This window comes from Pseudomonas umsongensis, from assembly GCF_012647205.1.
Lineage (GTDB): Bacteria > Pseudomonadota > Gammaproteobacteria > Pseudomonadales > Pseudomonadaceae > Aquipseudomonas > Aquipseudomonas umsongensis.
Genome location: NZ_CP051487.1, coordinates 4,755,988 through 4,772,571, shown reverse-complemented (window position 1 = coordinate 4,772,571; position 16,584 = coordinate 4,755,988). Strand labels below are relative to the sequence as shown.

General features: G+C 62.6%; 13 protein-coding genes and 3 tRNA genes. 9 read left to right on the top strand and 7 right to left on the bottom strand.

The window, feature by feature from the left end; genetic code table 11:
• Window positions 1-80 precede the first annotated feature (80 nt).
• The 3 genes from HGP31_RS21535 to HGP31_RS21525 all read left to right on the top strand — a co-directional run bounded on the left by HGP31_RS21535 (window position 81) and on the right by HGP31_RS21525 (window position 455).
• Window positions 81-156: transfer RNA gene (locus HGP31_RS21535), tRNA-Val, on the top strand.
• 53 nt (window positions 157-209) lie between these two features.
• Window positions 210-286: transfer RNA gene (locus HGP31_RS21530), tRNA-Asp, on the top strand.
• A gap of 92 nt (window positions 287-378) precedes the next feature.
• A tRNA-Asp gene (locus HGP31_RS21525) sits at window positions 379-455 on the top strand.
• 232 nt (window positions 456-687) lie between these two features.
• Here the strand turns inward: HGP31_RS21525 and aldA are convergent.
• Genes aldA through HGP31_RS21505 form a run of 4 tightly spaced genes read right to left on the bottom strand, consistent with a single transcriptional unit; the run spans window position 688 to window position 5,450 of the window.
• On the bottom strand, window positions 688-2,118 hold the full coding sequence (gene aldA, locus HGP31_RS21520) for an aldehyde dehydrogenase (RefSeq protein WP_168758619.1): 1,431 nt from the start codon (window positions 2,116-2,118) through the stop codon (window positions 688-690).
• A 19-nt stretch (window positions 2,119-2,137) separates the two neighbouring features.
• Window positions 2,138-2,938, bottom strand: coding sequence for an HpcH/HpaI aldolase family protein (locus HGP31_RS21515; protein ID WP_020795475.1), 801 nt, complete (start codon window positions 2,936-2,938; stop codon window positions 2,138-2,140).
• Window positions 2,939-2,952: 14 nt separating this feature from the next.
• Window positions 2,953-4,137, bottom strand: a complete 1,185-nt coding sequence (gene rhmD, locus HGP31_RS21510) for an L-rhamnonate dehydratase (protein WP_168758618.1) — start codon at window positions 4,135-4,137, stop codon at window positions 2,953-2,955.
• Between the two features lie 17 nt (window positions 4,138-4,154).
• Entirely contained in the window at window positions 4,155-5,450 is a 1,296-nt protein-coding gene (locus tag HGP31_RS21505; RefSeq protein ID WP_020795473.1) for an MFS transporter, read from the bottom strand.
• A gap of 124 nt (window positions 5,451-5,574) precedes the next feature.
• Between HGP31_RS21505 and HGP31_RS21500 the strand changes: the two genes are divergently transcribed.
• From HGP31_RS21500 to HGP31_RS21475, 6 genes are all read left to right on the top strand, one after another.
• Complete coding sequence (locus HGP31_RS21500; protein ID WP_020795472.1) at window positions 5,575-6,516, top strand: LysR family transcriptional regulator; 942 nt, start codon at window positions 5,575-5,577, stop codon at window positions 6,514-6,516.
• Between the two features lie 175 nt (window positions 6,517-6,691).
• On the top strand, window positions 6,692-9,523 hold the full coding sequence (locus HGP31_RS21495) for a xanthine dehydrogenase family protein molybdopterin-binding subunit (RefSeq protein WP_168758616.1): 2,832 nt from the start codon (window positions 6,692-6,694) through the stop codon (window positions 9,521-9,523).
• Window positions 9,516-10,055 (top strand): (2Fe-2S)-binding protein, encoded by a 540-nt coding sequence (locus tag HGP31_RS21490; protein ID WP_007982256.1) that lies wholly within the window; start codon window positions 9,516-9,518, stop codon window positions 10,053-10,055. Before HGP31_RS21495 ends, HGP31_RS21490 begins: the two co-directional genes overlap by 8 nt.
• Window positions 10,056-10,057: 2 nt before the next feature.
• On the top strand, window positions 10,058-11,293 hold the full coding sequence (locus HGP31_RS21485; RefSeq protein WP_168758614.1) for a c-type cytochrome: 1,236 nt from the start codon (window positions 10,058-10,060) through the stop codon (window positions 11,291-11,293).
• A 1-nt stretch (window position 11,294) separates the two neighbouring features.
• Window positions 11,295-12,266: an XdhC family protein gene (locus HGP31_RS21480; protein ID WP_033042444.1), complete on the top strand. Its 972-nt coding sequence runs from the start codon at window positions 11,295-11,297 to the stop codon at window positions 12,264-12,266.
• Window positions 12,267-12,538: 272 nt separating this feature from the next.
• Window positions 12,539-12,847 carry a hypothetical protein gene (locus HGP31_RS21475; protein ID WP_020795467.1) on the top strand — a complete coding sequence of 103 codons (309 nt, stop codon included), beginning with the start codon at window positions 12,539-12,541 and terminating at the stop codon, window positions 12,845-12,847.
• A gap of 14 nt (window positions 12,848-12,861) precedes the next feature.
• On the opposite strand, the gene greB is transcribed toward HGP31_RS21475, so the two are convergent.
• The 3 genes from greB to HGP31_RS21460 are packed head-to-tail and all read right to left on the bottom strand — an operon-like array spanning window position 12,862 to window position 16,583.
• A complete protein-coding gene (gene greB, locus HGP31_RS21470; protein WP_020795466.1) occupies window positions 12,862-13,359 on the bottom strand; it encodes a transcription elongation factor GreB in 498 nt (165 codons plus the stop codon).
• Between the two features lie 36 nt (window positions 13,360-13,395).
• Window positions 13,396-15,900 carry an ABC transporter permease gene (locus tag HGP31_RS21465; protein ID WP_168758613.1) on the bottom strand — a complete coding sequence of 835 codons (2,505 nt, stop codon included), beginning with the start codon at window positions 15,898-15,900 and terminating at the stop codon, window positions 13,396-13,398.
• Entirely contained in the window at window positions 15,900-16,583 is a 684-nt protein-coding gene (locus tag HGP31_RS21460; protein WP_020795464.1) for an ABC transporter ATP-binding protein, read from the bottom strand. Before HGP31_RS21460 ends, HGP31_RS21465 begins: the two co-directional genes overlap by 1 nt.
• Between the last annotated feature and the right edge of the window lies 1 nt (window position 16,584).

Genomic DNA, 16,584 nt, shown 5'->3' with positions numbered 1-16,584 from the left:
TCTTTTTCAGAAAAACTTCAATCCTGCTATTGACTTAGGTTCGCTACCTGCGTAAATTTCGCGGCCTCGGAGATGCAAACGGGTGATTAGCTCAGCTGGGAGAGCGTCTGCCTTACAAGCAGAATGTCGGCGGTTCGATCCCGTCATCACCCACCACTCCCGAGAAACTTGCGAAAGCAAGAGGTAGGCTGAGATGCCTCCACCGACGCGCAGCGGTAGTTCAGTCGGTTAGAATACCGGCCTGTCACGCCGGGGGTCGCGGGTTCGAGTCCCGTCCGCTGCGCCATATTCAACGAATCGGATTCATCCGGTTCGCGGTTGAAAAGCACCGAAGCTTTCGACCAAACGAGTTACTTGGACGCAAGTCCACAGCGATACGCAGCGGTAGTTCAGTCGGTTAGAATACCGGCCTGTCACGCCGGGGGTCGCGGGTTCGAGTCCCGTCCGCTGCGCCATATCTGCCCCGAGGCCCACTGAACGCCTTGGAGCTACGAAGAAAGCCACTGCTTTACTTCGCGTCGATAGCAAAGACCCTGGTCGAAAGGCCGGGGTTTTTTGTGTCTGAAATTTGAGCGGAAGCCCGTACCCGCAAGGGTTGAGTGTTGTTCATTGAATCAATGTAACAATCAGATCCAATGGGGGAACGGGCTTGCTTGCGAAGGCGCCATCAGCAGCACCGCCCGATTTTCAGCCTTGCAGATACACCGCGTGGGTATGGGTGTACTCATACAACCCATGCTTGCCATCCGCACCGCCGATCCCGGATTTACGCACCCCGGCATGGAAACCCTGCATCGCTTCGAAGTTCTCGCGGTTGACGTAGGTTTCGCCAAAATCCAGCTCGCGCATGGCGTGCAGGGTCTTGCTCAGGTCACGGGTGTAGATCGACGAGGTCAGGCCATAGTCGCAGTCGTTGGCCAGGGCGATGGCTTCATCCAGGTCGTCGACGATCTGGATTGGCAGCACGGGACCGAAGATCTCCTCGCGCATGATCTCCATATCGGCGTGGCAGCCGGCCAGAACGGTAGGCTGAAAGTGAAAGCCGGGGAGGTCGGCAATCTGCCCGCCACTGATCAGGCTCGCGCCCTGGCTCAATGCCGTACGGACTTTTCGATTGACGCTGTCCAGGCCCTGGCGATTGATCAGCGGGCCCATCTCCACATCAGGTTGCGCAACCGGGTCGCCATAACGGGTGGCATTCATGGCGGTGGCGATGCGCTCGATGAATTGATCGGCCACCTTGCGCTCGACATAGACCCGCTCGGCGCAATTGCACACCTGGCCGCTGTTGATGATGCGCGAATCACGAATGGCCTTTACCGCCAACTCCAGGTCGGCATCCGCCAAAACAATGGCCGGGGCCTTGCCACCCAGTTCCAGATTGAGCTTGGTGATATTCGGCGCCGCGGCGGCCATGATCCGTGAACCGGTGGCGACGCTACCGGTGAAACTGATCATGTCCACGCGCTTGTGCGCGCTCAGTGCGGCACCGACCTGACCATCGCCACAGACCACATTGAACACGCCGGGTGGCAAGTCGGTTTGCGCGACCAATCGTGCGAATTCGAAGCAGTTGTTGGGTGTTTCTTCGCTGGGCTTGATGACGATGGTGTTGCCGGTGAGCAGCGCTGGGGCCATCTTGCGAGCGATCAGGAAGAACGGGAAATTCCACGGCAGGATCCCGGCCACCACGCCCAGCGGTTTGCGGAACAGGAAGATGTTTTCATCCTGGCGGTCGCTGGTGATGATTTCACCTTCGATGCGCCGCGCCCACTCGGCCATGTAGTCGAGATAGTCGGCGGTGAAGTTGACTTCGACTTCGGCCAGGGCGCTGATCTTGCCTTGTTCCAGGGTGATGGTGCGCGCCAGGTGCGCCACGTTTTCCCGCAGTTTGGCAGCGATGCGGCGCAAGTAGCCGGCGCGGTCATTCGCCGGTTTGTGCGCCCAGTCCTTTTGCGCGGTGCGTGCAGCAGCGAGTGCGCGATCGACATCTTCGGCATTCGACGCTGGCACCTTCGACAGCAGGGCGCCGGTGGCCGGGTTGATCACATCGAGGTGGGCAGCGCTGGCCACGAACTGGCCGTTGATGAAGTTTTGGTAAACAGGCACGGATGACATGGAGCGACTCCTGGGCTGATCAGTAGGTGCGCGACGGCGCTTGTTCGGTAGCCGGTGTGCGGTAACGGGCGAGGGTGGCCATGGCGCTGTGGCGCAACAGGCTGATATCGATCGCCACGGCGATGAACTGGCAGCCCCAGTCCTGATAGCGGCGCGCGTCTGCTTCATTCGGCGCGAGGATGCCGCAGGCCTTGCCGGCCGCCAGCGTCGCGTCGACCGCGTATTGAATGCGCTCCTGAACGTCCGGATGGCCGGGATCGCCGGCATGGCCCAGGCCAATGGACAGATCCGCCGGCCCGATGAATACCGCATCGACGCCTTCGACGGCGGCAATGGCGGCGACGTTTTCCACGCCGAGCCGCGATTCCACTTGCACGATCAGGCATAGCTGTTCGTGGGCGGTAGCCAGATAGTCCGGCACGCCGTCCCAGCGCGTGGCGCGGGTCAGGCCACCGCCGACGCCACGAATGCCGTGGGGCGGATAACGCATGGCGCGAACCAGGGCCTGGGCTTGCTCGGCGGTCTCGACCATCGGGATCATCAGCGTTTGCGCGCCGATATCCAGCAATTGCTTGATCAGGCTGGCATCGCCATTCACGGCGCGCACGATGGGTGCGGTGGCATAGGGCGCCACAGCCTGTAACTGGGCGAGTACGCCGGGCACGGTGTTCGGCGCGTGTTCGCCGTCGATCAACATCCAGTCATAACCGGTGGTGGCGACGATCTCGGCGGCGTAGCCCGTGGCGAACCCGGCCCAGATGCCATATTGGGGCGCATTTTTTTTCAGTGCGGCCTTGAAAGTGTTGTGCGGCATGTTCATCACGAACTCCTGGCTCAGCGGCTATACGGCCGATGCAGTTGGCATTCCGGGTTGAGGGTCACGCCGAATCCGGGCTGGTCGAGTGCCGACAGGCGCATGAGCCCGTTGACCGGTACCGGTTCGCCGAGCAATTGCGGATGGAACATCGGCACCACTTCGTCCGCCTTGGGCGCCATCATCAGGAATTCGGCGAACGGGCTGTTATGCCGGGTGGCAACGAAGTGATAGCTGTACACCGACGAGCCGTGGGGAATGACCAAGGCATTGTGGGCGTCGGCCAGGGCCGAGATCTTCACCAGTTCGGTGAGGCCGCCGCACCAGCCGACATCCGGCTGGATGATGTCGCAGCAACCCATCTCCAGCAGCATGCGGAAGCCCCAGCGGGTTGCTTCGTGTTCGCCGGTGGTCACCAGCATGCCTTTGGGCACGTTGTTGCGCAGGGCGGCGTAGCCCCAGTAATCGTCTGGCGGAAGGGCTTCTTCGATCCACTTCAAGCCGTGTTCGTGGGCGCCGACCGCCAGTTTGGTGGCGTAGTTGAGGTCCAGGCTCATCCAGCAGTCGAGCATCAACCAGAAATCCGGGCCGACCCGTTCGCGCATGGTCGCCAGTTCTTCGAGGTTCTTGCGCAGGCCTTCCTCGCCTTCGGCCGGGCCGTGGTGCAACGGCATCTTGCCGCCGATGAAGCCCATTTTCTGGGCCAGGTCCGGGCGGGCGCCGGTGGCGTAGAACTGCAATTCATCGCGTACCGCACCGCCGAGCAACTGGTGCACCGGTTCCTGGCGGATCTTGCCGAGCAAGTCCCACAGCGCCAGGTCGACGCCGGAGATCGTATTGATCACGATGCCCTTGCGCCCGTAATACAGGGTCGATTGGTACATCTGGTCCCAGATCTTTTCGATGTCGGTGACTTTCGCGCCCTCGAGGAACCGCGCCAGGTGTTTCTCGACGATGTAGGCAGCCGGTTCGCCGCCCGTGGTCACGGCGAAACCGACAGTGCCGTCGCTGGCTTCAATCTCCACCACCAGGGTGCCGAGTACGTTAATGCCAAAGGTGCGGCGGCTTTGGCGGTACTCCGGATATTTGCTCATTGGCGTGGCAATGTGATCGTCGATCCAGTGGCCGTCCGCCTGATCGTGATAATCCGCGCCACCGCCTCGCAGGGTGAAAGCGCGTACGTGTTTGATGGTTGGAATGCCCATGGTGTGACTCCTCAGGTTTAAACGGTGGCCGGTTTATTCGAAGCTTCATGGCCGGGCGAACGCACGCCCAGCACCAGCAACGCGGCGATGACGGTAGTAGCGGACAGCAGGTACAGGCCGGCTGCCGGAGAGTGGAAGGCGCCTTCGGCCCAGTTTTTCAGCACCGGGGCGATGAAGCCGCCGAGGGCGCCGAACGAGTTGATCAGGGCGATCCCGGCCGCCGCGGCGCTACCAGCGAGGTAGCTGGAAGGGAAGGTCCAGAACACCGGTTGCACGGCGATGAAACCGGATGCGGCGAAGCACAGGGCGACGATGCCGAGGAACGGACTGCTGAAGGTTACCGAGCAGGCGATACCGGCGGCGGCCATCAGCAGGGTCAGGCTGGCAGTGCGGCGGCGTTCGCCGGTGCGGTCGCTGTAGCCAGGAATCAGATAAGCCGCCACCAGTGCGCAAATCCAGGGAATCGCCGAGACCAGCCCGACCATCAGCCCGACCTTGGTGCCCAGCAACCCGCCGACCTGGGTGGGCAGGTAGAACACCACGCCGTAGACGCTGGCCTGGATCAGCAGGTAGATCAGGCACAGGTACAGCACCGACGGCTGGCAGATCACGTTGAGCAGGCTGCGGCCGTGGTTCTGTTTGTGGCTGTCTTCCTGGTCGAGGAGGCTCTGTACTTGTTGGCGTTCCTCGACGGTCAACCATTTGGCGTCCGCCGGGCGATTGTCCAGGTAAAAGTAGGCCCAGATGCCCACCGCCGTGGCCATCAGGCCTTCCACGGCAAATAGCCACTGCCAACCGTGGAAACCGGCAAAGCCGTCCAGTTCCAGCAGCAGGCCGGACAACGGACTGCCGAAGATGAAGGCCAGCGGCGCGCCGAAGTAGAAAAATCCCATGGCCTTGCCGCGCACGGCGCTGGGGAACCAGTAGGTGAGGTACAGGATCACGCCGGGGAAGAATCCGGCTTCGGCCACGCCCAACAGGAATCGCAGGATGTAGAAGCTGGTTTCAGTGTGAGCGAAGACCATGGCCGCGGAGACCAGGCCCCAGGTGACCATGATTCGGCACATCCACAGACGGGCGCCGACGCGGTGCAGGATCAGGTTGCTCGGCACTTCGAGCAGCGCGTAACCGACGAAGAACACCCCGGCACCGAAGGCGAAGGCGGCGTCGCTGATATTGGTGTCGGCCTGGAAGGCTTGCTTGGCGAACCCGACGTTGGCGCGGTCGAGGAAGGCCATGATGTACATCAGCAGGAGGAACGGGAGCAGCCGCCAGGAAATCTTGGCGAGCAGGGGCGCGGGTAGAGTCTTCATCGCGGTTTTCCTTTGGTAGGGCATTTGTTCTTATGGGGAAGACTGTACGGCCGCTTATCGATGCGTTACAAATCGAATCTAGCTCACAACTGATACCTTCAAGGTATCGATAACAAGGCCCTCCATGACCACGCCAACCATCTCGCGCAGTCTGCTCAACCGCCTGCGCTACAAGCACCTGCACATGCTGGTGACGCTCAATTCGAGCCAGAACCTGCATCGTGCCTCGCAAAGCCTGAACATGTCGCAACCGGCTGCCACCCGTATGCTCCATGAAATCGAAGACATGTTCGGTTGCGACCTGTTCGAGCGGTTACCCAGGGGCATGCGACCGACAGCGCTGGGCCAGGAGCTGGTTCGCTTTGCCGAATCGGCCCTCAGTGGCCTCGACCGCTGCGCCGAGGATCTGATAGCGCGGCAACAGGGCGGTTACGGCTATCTTTCGATCGGTACCATCATGGGCGCGGCGCCGGACCTGGTGATGGATTCGATTGCCGAGATCAAGGCGCTTAACCCGCAGCTGCGCATTCGCATCATGGGCGACACCAGCGACCAGGTGATCCAATTGCTGGAGCAGGGCCGCATTGACCTCGCCATCGCCCGGCGCAATGCCGCCACCGACAGCGAGCATTACGTTTTCGAACAACTGGGCAACGAACGCTTGCTGGTGGTGGTGCATGCCGGCCACCCGTTGGCCCGGCGCAAGAAACTGCAGATGGCGGAGCTGGTCAGCGGCTGGCCGTGGATCCTGCAACCGGAAACCAGCCCGGCGCGTATTGGTCTTGATCAGGCCCTGCAGCGCCTGGCCTTGCCGTTGCCGGCCGACATCATCGAATGCAGCTCGGTGTATTCGATGCAGCAGCTGATTCAACTGACCGACGCGATCATGGTCCTGTCGGAGACCGCGTTACGCGACTACCTGAAAATGGGCCTGGTGGTGGCGCTACCGGTTGAGCTCGATGTGCAACTGGCTCCGTTCGGCTTGCTGCTGCGCAAGGGTGAGCACATCAGTCGGGAGCTGGGGGTGTTCATCGATCTGCTGCGTCGAAAAGTCGCGGTTTTTTGATTTCCTGGTCAGTTTTTTGTTTTCCGCGAGCGAATAAACCTTTAAAGTTAACCTTTCGGTCAGCTTCGCATTGTCATCACGGCCCCTTGCATCGTCAAAAGGGGCTTCTGCACGACTCGAGATTTCCAGAACATAACCAGAAGGGTGGCCTCCATGACCGCCCATAGGATGATCCATGTCCAACCGTGAAATATCCCGGCGCTCGTTCCTTCAGGGCGGGCTGGTGGCGGGTGTGAGCGTGACGCTTGCACCGCTGAGCAGTCAGGCGCTGGCAGCCTTGATGGAAAACAGCGTCACCGTGCCGTCCGAGCAATGGCTTGGTAACAACGGCAAGGCGCGGGCCCGTAACGATGCCTTGTCCAAGGTTTGCGGCAGCAAGGTCTTTGCCCGCGACATCCGTGCCAAGGACATGCCGGGCTGGCCGCAGCAGCAAGGCCACGCCATGCTGCTGAAAACCATCAAGGCCGACCGTATCTATGACGGCTATGACCTGTCGTGGCTTGGTGCCGACCTGCAGCCTGATCGCATCGTCACCGCCGACGACCTGGTCAAGGACGGCATCGTCTTCCCCGAAGAGCACGCCCCCGACCCACTGTTGCCGGCCGGCAAGGTGCCGATGTTCATCGGTCACCCGGTGGCGATCCTGATCTGGAACGACTTCGAACGTTTCCGCCAGGCCAAGGCTCAGCTCAAGTTCAATGACAAAGCAATTCGTTACGGTGCCCAGGTACCGTTCTACGAGGGCGATCCCTACGGCAGCTTTCGCTACGTGCGCGTCGGCGGCGCTACCTCGGCGGACGAAGACGAATTCGCCAGCCTCAAGGACTCGATCCTGTTTCCGATGCTGAAAAACCGTCGCCCGGTGTGGAATTCCCAGCCCAACCTGCACGGCAACCTGACCGAGCGCGGCCTGTTCTACGCCGACCGCATGAAGCAGCAGATCGATACGCCGCCAGACAACTGGCTGGTGTTCGACGAGCGCTACAAGACCCCGTCGATCGAACCTGCGGCGATGGAACCGGACAACGGCAACGGCTGGTACGACCCGGTGACCAAGACCCTGCACTTTGTCGTTGCGACACAGTGCCCGCTGGAGACCGCAACCGAGACCGCGAAGATGATCGCGCCGTCGCGTTTCGGCCTGGCGAACCTGAACATGCACCCTGGCTACACCGTCGGCTACGGCTCGAAAGACCACAACATTTTCGTCTACTACGCGGCCTTGGCGGCGTTGTACGGCGCCGGCGTCCCGGTACGCCTGGCCAACGACCGCTACGAGCAATTCCAGAGCGGCATCAAGCGTCACCCGTTCGATATCCGCTATCAGTTGGCGGTGGACAAGACCGACCACAGCTTCAAGATCTTCCGCGCCGAGATGAGCGTCGACGGCGGCGGGCGGGTCAACTACAGCCCGTCGGTAGCGGCAGTAGGCGCCACGGCGGCGCAGTCGATCTACTACATGCCGCAGAACGATCTGCAGGTCACCGCCTATCATTCGCGCGCGGTGGAAGCCGGGTCGATGCGCGGCTACGGCACGTTGCAGAGCATGGCGGCCACCGAAATGATGGTCGATGAAATTGCCGATCGCCTCGGGGTCGATGCCATTGAACTGCGGCGCAAGAACGCCCTGCGTTCGGGCATGAAAAACACCCAGGGCGCGATCCCGGCCGGTGCCCTGCGCCTGCACGAGATTCTCGACAAGGCCGCGGTCAACGAAGTCTGGAAAAACCGTCTCGCGATCAAGCAACAACGCGAATCGGCGGACCCGGACCACTGGTATGGCGTCGGTTTCGCCATTTGCCAGAAAGACTTCGGCACCGGCTCCGAAGCGCCGATGGCCAGCATCGAATACACCGTTGACGGTCGCATCACCCTGCGCCACATCGGTATCGAAATCGGTACCGGCATGTCCACCTCGCAGGCGATGGTAGTGGCCGATTTCCTCGGCAGCCCGGCGCACGAAGTGAAGACCGGTGAAACCGAATGGGAAGAGTTGCAGCTAATCAGCGGCGGCAACCCGTACATCATGAGCCAGGCCGAGCAGGACAACTTCCTGCGCAACCCGCGCTGGGTCGGCAAGGTCGCTTCGGCGTCGTCGGCGACCAACTCCGCCTATTACTTCAGCCATGCCACCCGTGAAGCGGCGCGCGTGCTGTTCAATCACGGCCTGTGGCCGGCGGCGCTGGAGATCTGGCGCCAAGGCCCCTACGGCGGCCAGGCCAACCCTTACGTGGTGCGCCGCGAGGACGCCCATTGGGTCGACGGCAAGCTCACCGCCAACGGCATGGAACCCTTGCCGTTCGCAGTATTGGCCAAGCGTGCCCACGAACGGGGCCTGGTCACCGGTGCCACGGTGCACGGCTTCAACCGCTGGAGCTGGGCTGAGGCCGAGTACAGCATCGACGGTGTGCGTGAGCGTTTGCCGCTCGATGGCCTGGCGGTCAAGTACGGCGACGGTGCGCCGAAGGCGAAGAAAGCGCAGATGAGCAGCGCCGGTTTCCATCTGCTGGATCGGCAGAACATCGCCTATCCGCCAACCCAGTTGAACAACGCGGCGGTGACTTACTACAGCCCCGTGGCGACGCTGGTGGAAGTGAAGGTGAACAAGGGTTCGAACGAAGTGTCGGTGCTCAATCACCACTCGTGGGTCGAGTGCGGTCGGGTGCTGGTGGAAGAGTTGGTCAAGGGCCAGGTCGAAGGTGGCATCGCCATGGGCATCGGCCACGCGCTGATGGAAGAAATGCCGCTGTACGAAGGCGGACCGGGGGAGGGCGACTGGAACTTCAACCGTTACCGCTTGCCGATGGCGCGGCACGTGGCGGTGTGGAAACAGACCGCGGAGATCCTGCCGCCGCTGTCGCCGAGCGATCCGTCCAAGGGCATCGCCGAGGTGGTGATGATCCCGGTGGTCGGTGCCATTGGCAACGCCGTGGCCCACGCCATTGGCAAACGTGTCCGCGACCTGCCTATCACTTCTGCACGCATCAAGGAGGCCCTCAATGGCTAACCGTCCGCTTCAACTGACCCTCAACGGTCAATCCGTCGGCCCGGTGGACATCCCTGATGACCTGCCGATGATCGACTACCTGCACGAGTACAAGAACCTCACTGGCTCGCGCCTGGGCTGCGGCCAAGGTATTTGCCACGCCTGCGTGGTGATCGTCGACAACCCCGACGGCACCAGTGAAGAAGTGCGCACCTGCATCACCGGCGCACACTATTTCGAAGGCAAGAAGGTTCGGACCATCGAAGGTCATGCCACCCGTGACGAGCAGGGCAAGGTCACCGAGCTGAACCCGATCCAGCAGCGCTTCGTCGATGAGTTCGCCTTCCAGTGCAGCTACTGCGCGCCAGGTTTCGTGAATGCCGCGACGGTGCTGGTGGAAAAGCTGCAGCGTCAGCCGATCGTCAAGAGCCAGCTGGAAAAAGTCATCGAGGACAGCCTCGGTCATCACATCTGCCGTTGCACCGGATACGTGCGCTACTACAGCGCCACGCGCAACGTGCTGACCGATCTCGGCCTGGTCAAGGAGGGCTAAGCATGAAGCAATTACTTACCCGCCTGACCCTGGCGGTCGGCCTGGCTGCGCCCGTGTTGCTGGCGCAGGCGGATGATCAGGTCAAGCGCGGCGAATACCTCGCCCGCGCGGCTGACTGCATGGCTTGCCACACCGCACCGGGTGGCGCGCCCTATGCAGGCGGCCTGCCGATCGTCTCGCCGTTCGGTACGATCTACGGCACCAACATCACCCCGAGCAAAGAGCACGGCATCGGCTTGTACAGCGATGATGAATTCTTCGCGGCGCTCACCGAAGGCAAGCGACGTGATGGCGCCAACCTGTACCCGGCGATGCCCTACACCTCGTATCACCTGGTGCCGCGTGAGGATTCCGACGCGATCCACGCCTACCTGAAAACCGTCGAGCCGATTGAGCGCGCCGCGCCGGTCACAAGCCTGAGTTTTCCGTTCAACGTGCGCCTGGGCCTGATGGGCTGGAACATGATGTACGGCAAGGACGTGAAGCTGGCTCCGACCGAAGGCAAAAGCGAAGCCTGGAAGCGCGGCCAGTACATGGTCGACGTGCTCGGTCACTGTGGCGAATGCCACACCCCACGCGGTCTGCCGGGTGCGATGCAGCAGGATAAACGCATGACCGGCGGTATTCTCAACGGCTACCTGGCGCCAAGTCTCTTGGCCACTGACCTGGCGGCCCGTGGCTGGAATCACCAGGACCTGAGCTCGTTCCTCAAGCACGGCATGAGCGCCCAGGGCACCATGTTCAACGAGATGTTCCCGGTGTTCCACAACAGTACCCAGGGCCTCAGCGATCCGGACCTGGCGGCGATGGCAACCTTCCTCCTCGGCGACCAGCCGCCAACGGCGAAAGTCTTGACCGACGTCCCGCTGGACCAGCTCAGTGCCAGCGCACAGCGCGGTCGGCAGGACTACCTGAACGTCTGTGCCGGTTGCCACGCGCCGGGTGGCGAAGGCAAACCGCATATTGCCGTCGCCATGCGCGGCAATACCACCCTGCGCCTGGAAGATCCGCGCAACCTGGTTCGGGTGATCGACGATGGCATCGGCGAGCAGAAATTCGCCGGCTTCGAACACATGCAACCCATGCCCGGTTTCGCGCAAAAGCTCACCGACGAGCAGCTTGCGGACCTGTTGAACTACCTGCGCCAGGCGTGGGGCGGTCAACCGGGTGACCTGGCCTTGAACGATGTGCAGAAGCTGCGGGCTGACGCGCCGCCGCTCGAGCACAAGGCGCACTGACATGCAGCATCTGGATCTGCAGGTAGTGCGGCGCGCGCTGGCATGGTCGGCGGCCGGACAGCGTGTGTGGCTGTGCAGCGTACTGGCCACCTACGGCTCGGCGCCTCGAGCGCCGGGTTCGTTGCTGGCGGTGAATGCTGACGGGCAGTGGATCGGATCGCTGTCCGGTGGGTGTGTCGAGGAGGACTTCCTCGAACGCGTCGCCGAAGGTGCATTCGAGCAAGCGGTCAGCGTCGTGCGCTACGGCGAAGGCGATGACCCGCGCTCGCGGGTCAGCCTGCCCTGCGGTGGAGTGCTCGATGTGCTGGTGGAAAAGCTTGAGCCTGTCTGTGAGGTGCAGGCGCATCTGCGGGAGCTGGAGTCGGCGCTATTGGGCCGGCGCCGGCTGATCCGTGAAGTCGACCTGGCCAGCGGCGTGCGCAGTCTGTTCGATGATCGCGAGCAGGGTGTGCGCGTCGAGCGCGAGATTGATCGCGTCAGGCTGCGCATCGGCGCGGCACAGCGCCTGTTGCTGGCCGGGTACTCCAGTGTCGCGCAGGCCTGCGCGGAGTTCGCCATAGGCCTGGGCTTCGAGGTGATTCTTTGCGATCCGCGGGACGAAGTGCTGGAAGGCGTGGTGCTGGATAACGTGGAGATTCGTCGTCAATTGCCCTCGGTGTTCATCGCCGACGGGGGCTGCCACAGCGACACGGCGGTGGTGGCGCTGACCCACGATCCGCGCATCGATGACCTGGCGATGATGGAAGCGGTGCGTACCGACGCGTTCTACATCGGCGTGATGGGATCACTGCAGACTTCGCAAAAGCGCTTCGAGCGCTTGCGGCGCATTGGTGGGCTGGGTGAAGCGCAACTGGCGCGGATCCATGCGCCCATCGGGCTGAACCTGGGCAGCAAGACCCCGGCGGAAATCGCCCTGGCGGTACTTGCCGATATCCTGCGAATTCGCAGCGGGATCCCTCGCGATCGGCTGTGATGCAGTCCCTGTCAGGGCTAAGGCTTGTTCGAAAGGAGGCTCGTCGCTTGATTGGACGAGCCTTTTTTGTTGTGCGTCATTCTTGACACTGTCCGGTCAGCTTCTCTAGGATGCTGCCCATGCGCCGATTTAAACAGCTACTTGCGGGGCGCCAGGTAACTCATTGAGTTACCGACAGAAGCTTGAAGCAGGCTTCGAAATACCGCTAAAGCGCTGGTTCGGTGTTGCCTCTCACCTGCCATGCAGACTTTTTGAGGCTGAGACACGACTCGATGAATGCACTAAGCCCTGTTGTACGTCCCGCGCCGATCACGGCACATCTCACCCAGCGCAATCCAAAAATCCTGCTTGGCGGTAAACATCAGCCGACGCTCCTGCGTTATCTCGATGGTTGGCCACGTCGTACCGGTGGGCCAGCAGCTTTCCTGATCCAGTTTGTCGAAGACGGTGAATCCCTGGCGCGCTTTGCCGCGGACAGTTTTGACCTGGCAGTGATTCAGTCGCCAAGCGTCGAAGACGCCCCGGAAATGATCAGGCAACTGACCCGCGTCGCCCGGCAAGGGCTGATTACCCGTCGCTGAGGCCCGTTGAAGCCTCAGGGATAGTCGATCTCGACGATGTACACACACTGCTCACCCGTCGGTGTCTGGACCCGTACTTCGGCGTCCAGGGCCTTGCCGATCAGGGCGCGGGCCAAGGGCGAGTCGATGCTGATCAAGCCCTGTTTCAGGTCCAGTTCATCCGGTCCGACGATGCGATAGCGTGATTGCTTGCCATCCTCGTCTTCAATCGTGACCCAAGCGCCAAAATAAACTTTGTTCGGATCGCTGGGCTTTTCGCTGACGACCTTGAGGGCTTCCAGGCGTTTGGTCAGGAAGCGCACGCGACTGTCGATTTCGCGCAGCATTTTCTTGCCATAGGTGTATTCGGCGTTTTCCGAACGATCGCCCTGGGCTGCCGCTTCGCTGACTGCTTGCGTCACCTGGGGGCGGCGTACGTGCCACAGTTCATGAAACTCGGCGCGCATCCGCGCTTCACCTTCAGGGGTGATCAGCGCGGTTCCGGCGGTACGGGGAGGGCGATAACGGCTCATGGCAACTTTTCTTCGAATCAGGAGCGCTTGAGTCTATCAACCCTCGCGCAGGACTGTCAGGGGGCTGGCATTCAGGGCGCGCCGGGTGCCGAACACACCAGCACCGCCGATCAGCACGGCGCCGATCAGCGGCAGCACCAGCAGCCATGGGTGCGGATGCCAGGGCAGGTCAAAGGCGTAGCGGTAGAGCACCAGGCTGACGACTTCCGAACCGAGTGCCGCGAGCAGGCCGCTCACCGCGCCAAGCAACCCGAACTCGATCCGTCGTGCCTTCACCAGCAGTTGCCGTTCGGCCCCCAGTGCGCGCAGCAGGGCACCCTGGCGGATGCGTTCGTCCAGGGTCGCCTGCAGGCCGGAAAACAACACCGCCATCCCTGCCGCCAGGACAAACAACAGCACGTATTCCACAGCCAGGGTGACTTGGGCGAGGATGCTGCGCAATTGCGCCAGCAGCGCTTCGACCTGCAGGATCGTCACCGCCGGAAAACTGCGCGACAGGTCGACGATCTGCTGGTCATGCCCTGCCGCCAGATAGAAGCTGGTCAGGTAGGTGGCGGGCAAATCCTTCAGGGTGCCTGGCTGGAAAATCATGAAGAAGTTCGGCTGGAAATTATCCCAGTTGATCTCCCGCAGGCTGGTGACTTTCGCCTCGCGATTGGCCCCGCCGACGGTAAAGACCAAATGGTCGCCGAGCTTGAGCTTCAGGCTTTCGGCGACCTTGCCCTCCACCGACACGCCGGGGATATCATCCGGCGGTTGCTCTGGCCACCAATGACCGGCGGTGATCTTGTTGCCCGCAGGCAGGTCTGCCGCCCAGGTCAGGCTCAGGTCACGCTGGATCGCCCGGTCGCCTGCCGATTCCTTGGTGACGATTTGCTGCACCGGTTCGCCATTGATGCTGATCAGCCTTCCGGGGACTACCGGATACAGGGGGGCCGATTGCGCCGACAACGAGATCAGGCGGTCGGTAAACGCCTGCTTGTCCGCGGGCAGGATGTTCAGGGCAAAATAGTTCGGTGCGTTCCTGGGCAGCTGGTTCTGCCAGGTGTCCAGCAACTCGCCGCGCAGCAGGGCGATCAACGCCATCGACAGCAGGATCAGGCCGAATGCCAGGGACTGCCCTGCGGCTGCCAGCGGATGACGCAGCAATTGGCCCAGCCCCAGGCGCCACGGCAGGGAGGCACGAGCCAGCAGGCGTCGCAGGCTTTTCAATAGCAGCAACAGCAAGCCACCCAATATCAGTGCCGCGACCACGCCGCCGCCGAGCAGGGCGAAGGTCAGTAGCAAGTCCAGGCTCAGGCGCCACATGATCAGCCCGAGGGCACCCAATGCGGCGCCGTAGACCATCCAGGTGCTGGAGGGTATCGGCAGCATGTCCCGCCGCAATACGCGCAAGGGTGGAACCCGACCCAGCGCCGCCAGCGGTGGCAGGGCAAAACCGGCCAGGGCCACCAGTCCGGTGCCGATACCGGCGATGGCCGGGAACAGGCCGCCCGGTGGCACGTCGGTCGGCAACAAATCATGCAGCAGGGCAAACAGTCCCAGTTGCGCCAGCCAACCGATGGCGGCGCCAATGAGGCTGGCGAGCAGGCCGAGTATGGTCAGCTGCAGGCTGAACAGCACCATGGTTTCCCGGCGGGACAGGCCAAGGCAGCGGAGCAGCGCGCTGGCATCGAAGCGGCGGGTGGCGAAGCGCGTCGCTGACAACGCTACGGCCACCCCGGCCAGCAATACCGCCACCAGGCTGGCCATGTTCAGGTAGCGCTCGGCCTTGCCCAGTGCGCCGCCAATCTGCCGGTTGCCGTCGCGGGCATCCTGGATGCGCTGGTTGGCGGCCAGGCCGGGCTTGATCAGTTGGCGATAGGTCTCCAGGGCCGAGGCATCGCCGCGCCAGAGTTCGCGGTAGCTGACCCGGCTGCCAGGTTGCACCACGCCAGTGGCTTGCAGGTCACTGAGGTTGATCAACACCCGGGGTGTCAGGCTGTAGAAGTTGCCGGCGCGGTCGGGCTCGTAGGTCAGTACCCGTGCCAGCTTCAGGGTTTTCATGCCGACATCGATGCTGTCGCCGATCTTCAAGTCCAGCGCCGTCAGCAATCGCGCCTCGACCCAGGCCTCACCGGGTTTCGGCCCGCCGCCGGATTCTTCCGGGGCGAAAGGCGCAGGGGCGCTTTTCAGTTCCCCGCGCAGTGGGTAGACGTCGTCTGCCGCCTTGATGCTGGAGAGCTGTATGCCGTTGTCCGTGGCGATAACACTGGAAAACTCCACCACCCGGGCGTGTTCGAGGCCAAGCTCGGTACCGCTTCTTACTTGCTCGGGGCGCGCTGGCGAGCTGCCTTCGAGCAGCAGGTCGGCTCCGAGAAACTCCGTGGCGCGCAACATCATCGCGCCATTCAGGCGCGCGCCGAAATAGCCGATGGCGGTATTGGCCGCTACCGCGACCACGAGGGCAAAAAACAGCACGCGCAGTTCACCGGCGCGGGCATCGCGCAACAGTTGACGGAGGGCGAGACTGAACAGGCGCAACAGCGGCAGGCGTGCCATCAAGGCTCCAGAGGGGCGACCAGCAGGCCGGCTTCAAGGCGGATCAGGCGCCGGCAGCGGTGTGCCAGGCGTTCATCATGGGTCACCAGCACCAGGGTCGTGCCGCGTTCCTGGTTGAGTTCGAACAGCAGGTCGCTGATGCGCTCGCCGGTATGGCTGTCGAGGTTACCGGTGGGCTCGTCGGCAAACAGCACGTCGGGTTCGGCCGCGAACGCCCGGGCAATCGCCACGCGCTGCTGTTCACCGCCGGAGAGCTGGCGTGGCGAGTGAGTCAGGCGTTGCCCCAGGCCGACCCGTTGCAACAGCTCGGTGGCGCGGCCACGGGCGTCCTGGCGGCCATCGAGCTCCAGCGGCAACATGACGTTTTCCAGGGCGTTGAGACTGTCGAGCAGTTGGAATGACTGGAAGACGAAACCCACGTGTTCGGCGCGGATGCGCGCACGTTGATCTTCATCGAGGTTGCTCAGGTCCTGGCCGGCGAGGGTGACTTCGCCGCTGCTCGGCAAGTCGAGGCCGGCGAGCAGGCCGAGGAGGGTGGACTTGCCCGAACCGGAGGCGCCGACGATGGCCAGGCTGTCGCCCTTGTTCAGTTCCAGGCTGAGTTGGTGCAGGATGGTCAGTTCACCTTCCGCGCTGGGAACCACTTTGCTAAGGTTCTTCGCGGTGAGAATGCTTGCGCCCATG

Bases quoted from the DNA above. Each gene is read 5' to 3' on its own strand.
- HGP31_RS21490 (WP_007982256.1), top strand. From the start codon at position 9,516: ATGGCTAACCGTCCGCTTCAACTGACCCTCAACGGTCAATCCGTCGGC.
- HGP31_RS21480 (WP_033042444.1), top strand. From the start codon at position 11,295: ATGCAGCATCTGGATCTGCAGGTAGTGCGGCGCGCGCTGGCATGGTCG.
- HGP31_RS21505 (WP_020795473.1), bottom strand. From the start codon at position 5,450: ATGAAGACTCTACCCGCGCCCCTGCTCGCCAAGATTTCCTGGCGGCTG.
- HGP31_RS21515 (WP_020795475.1), bottom strand. From the start codon at position 2,938: ATGAACATGCCGCACAACACTTTCAAGGCCGCACTGAAAAAAAATGCG.
- HGP31_RS21495 (WP_168758616.1), top strand. From the start codon at position 6,692: ATGTCCAACCGTGAAATATCCCGGCGCTCGTTCCTTCAGGGCGGGCTG.
- HGP31_RS21465 (WP_168758613.1), bottom strand. From the start codon at position 15,900: ATGGCACGCCTGCCGCTGTTGCGCCTGTTCAGTCTCGCCCTCCGTCAA.
- HGP31_RS21460 (WP_020795464.1), bottom strand. From the start codon at position 16,583: ATGGGCGCAAGCATTCTCACCGCGAAGAACCTTAGCAAAGTGGTTCCC.
- aldA (WP_168758619.1), bottom strand. From the start codon at position 2,118: ATGTCATCCGTGCCTGTTTACCAAAACTTCATCAACGGCCAGTTCGTG.
- HGP31_RS21500 (WP_020795472.1), top strand. From the start codon at position 5,575: ATGACCACGCCAACCATCTCGCGCAGTCTGCTCAACCGCCTGCGCTAC.
- rhmD (WP_168758618.1), bottom strand. From the start codon at position 4,137: ATGGGCATTCCAACCATCAAACACGTACGCGCTTTCACCCTGCGAGGC.
- HGP31_RS21485 (WP_168758614.1), top strand. From the start codon at position 10,058: ATGAAGCAATTACTTACCCGCCTGACCCTGGCGGTCGGCCTGGCTGCG.
- greB (WP_020795466.1), bottom strand. From the start codon at position 13,359: ATGAGCCGTTATCGCCCTCCCCGTACCGCCGGAACCGCGCTGATCACC.
- HGP31_RS21475 (WP_020795467.1), top strand. From the start codon at position 12,539: ATGAATGCACTAAGCCCTGTTGTACGTCCCGCGCCGATCACGGCACAT.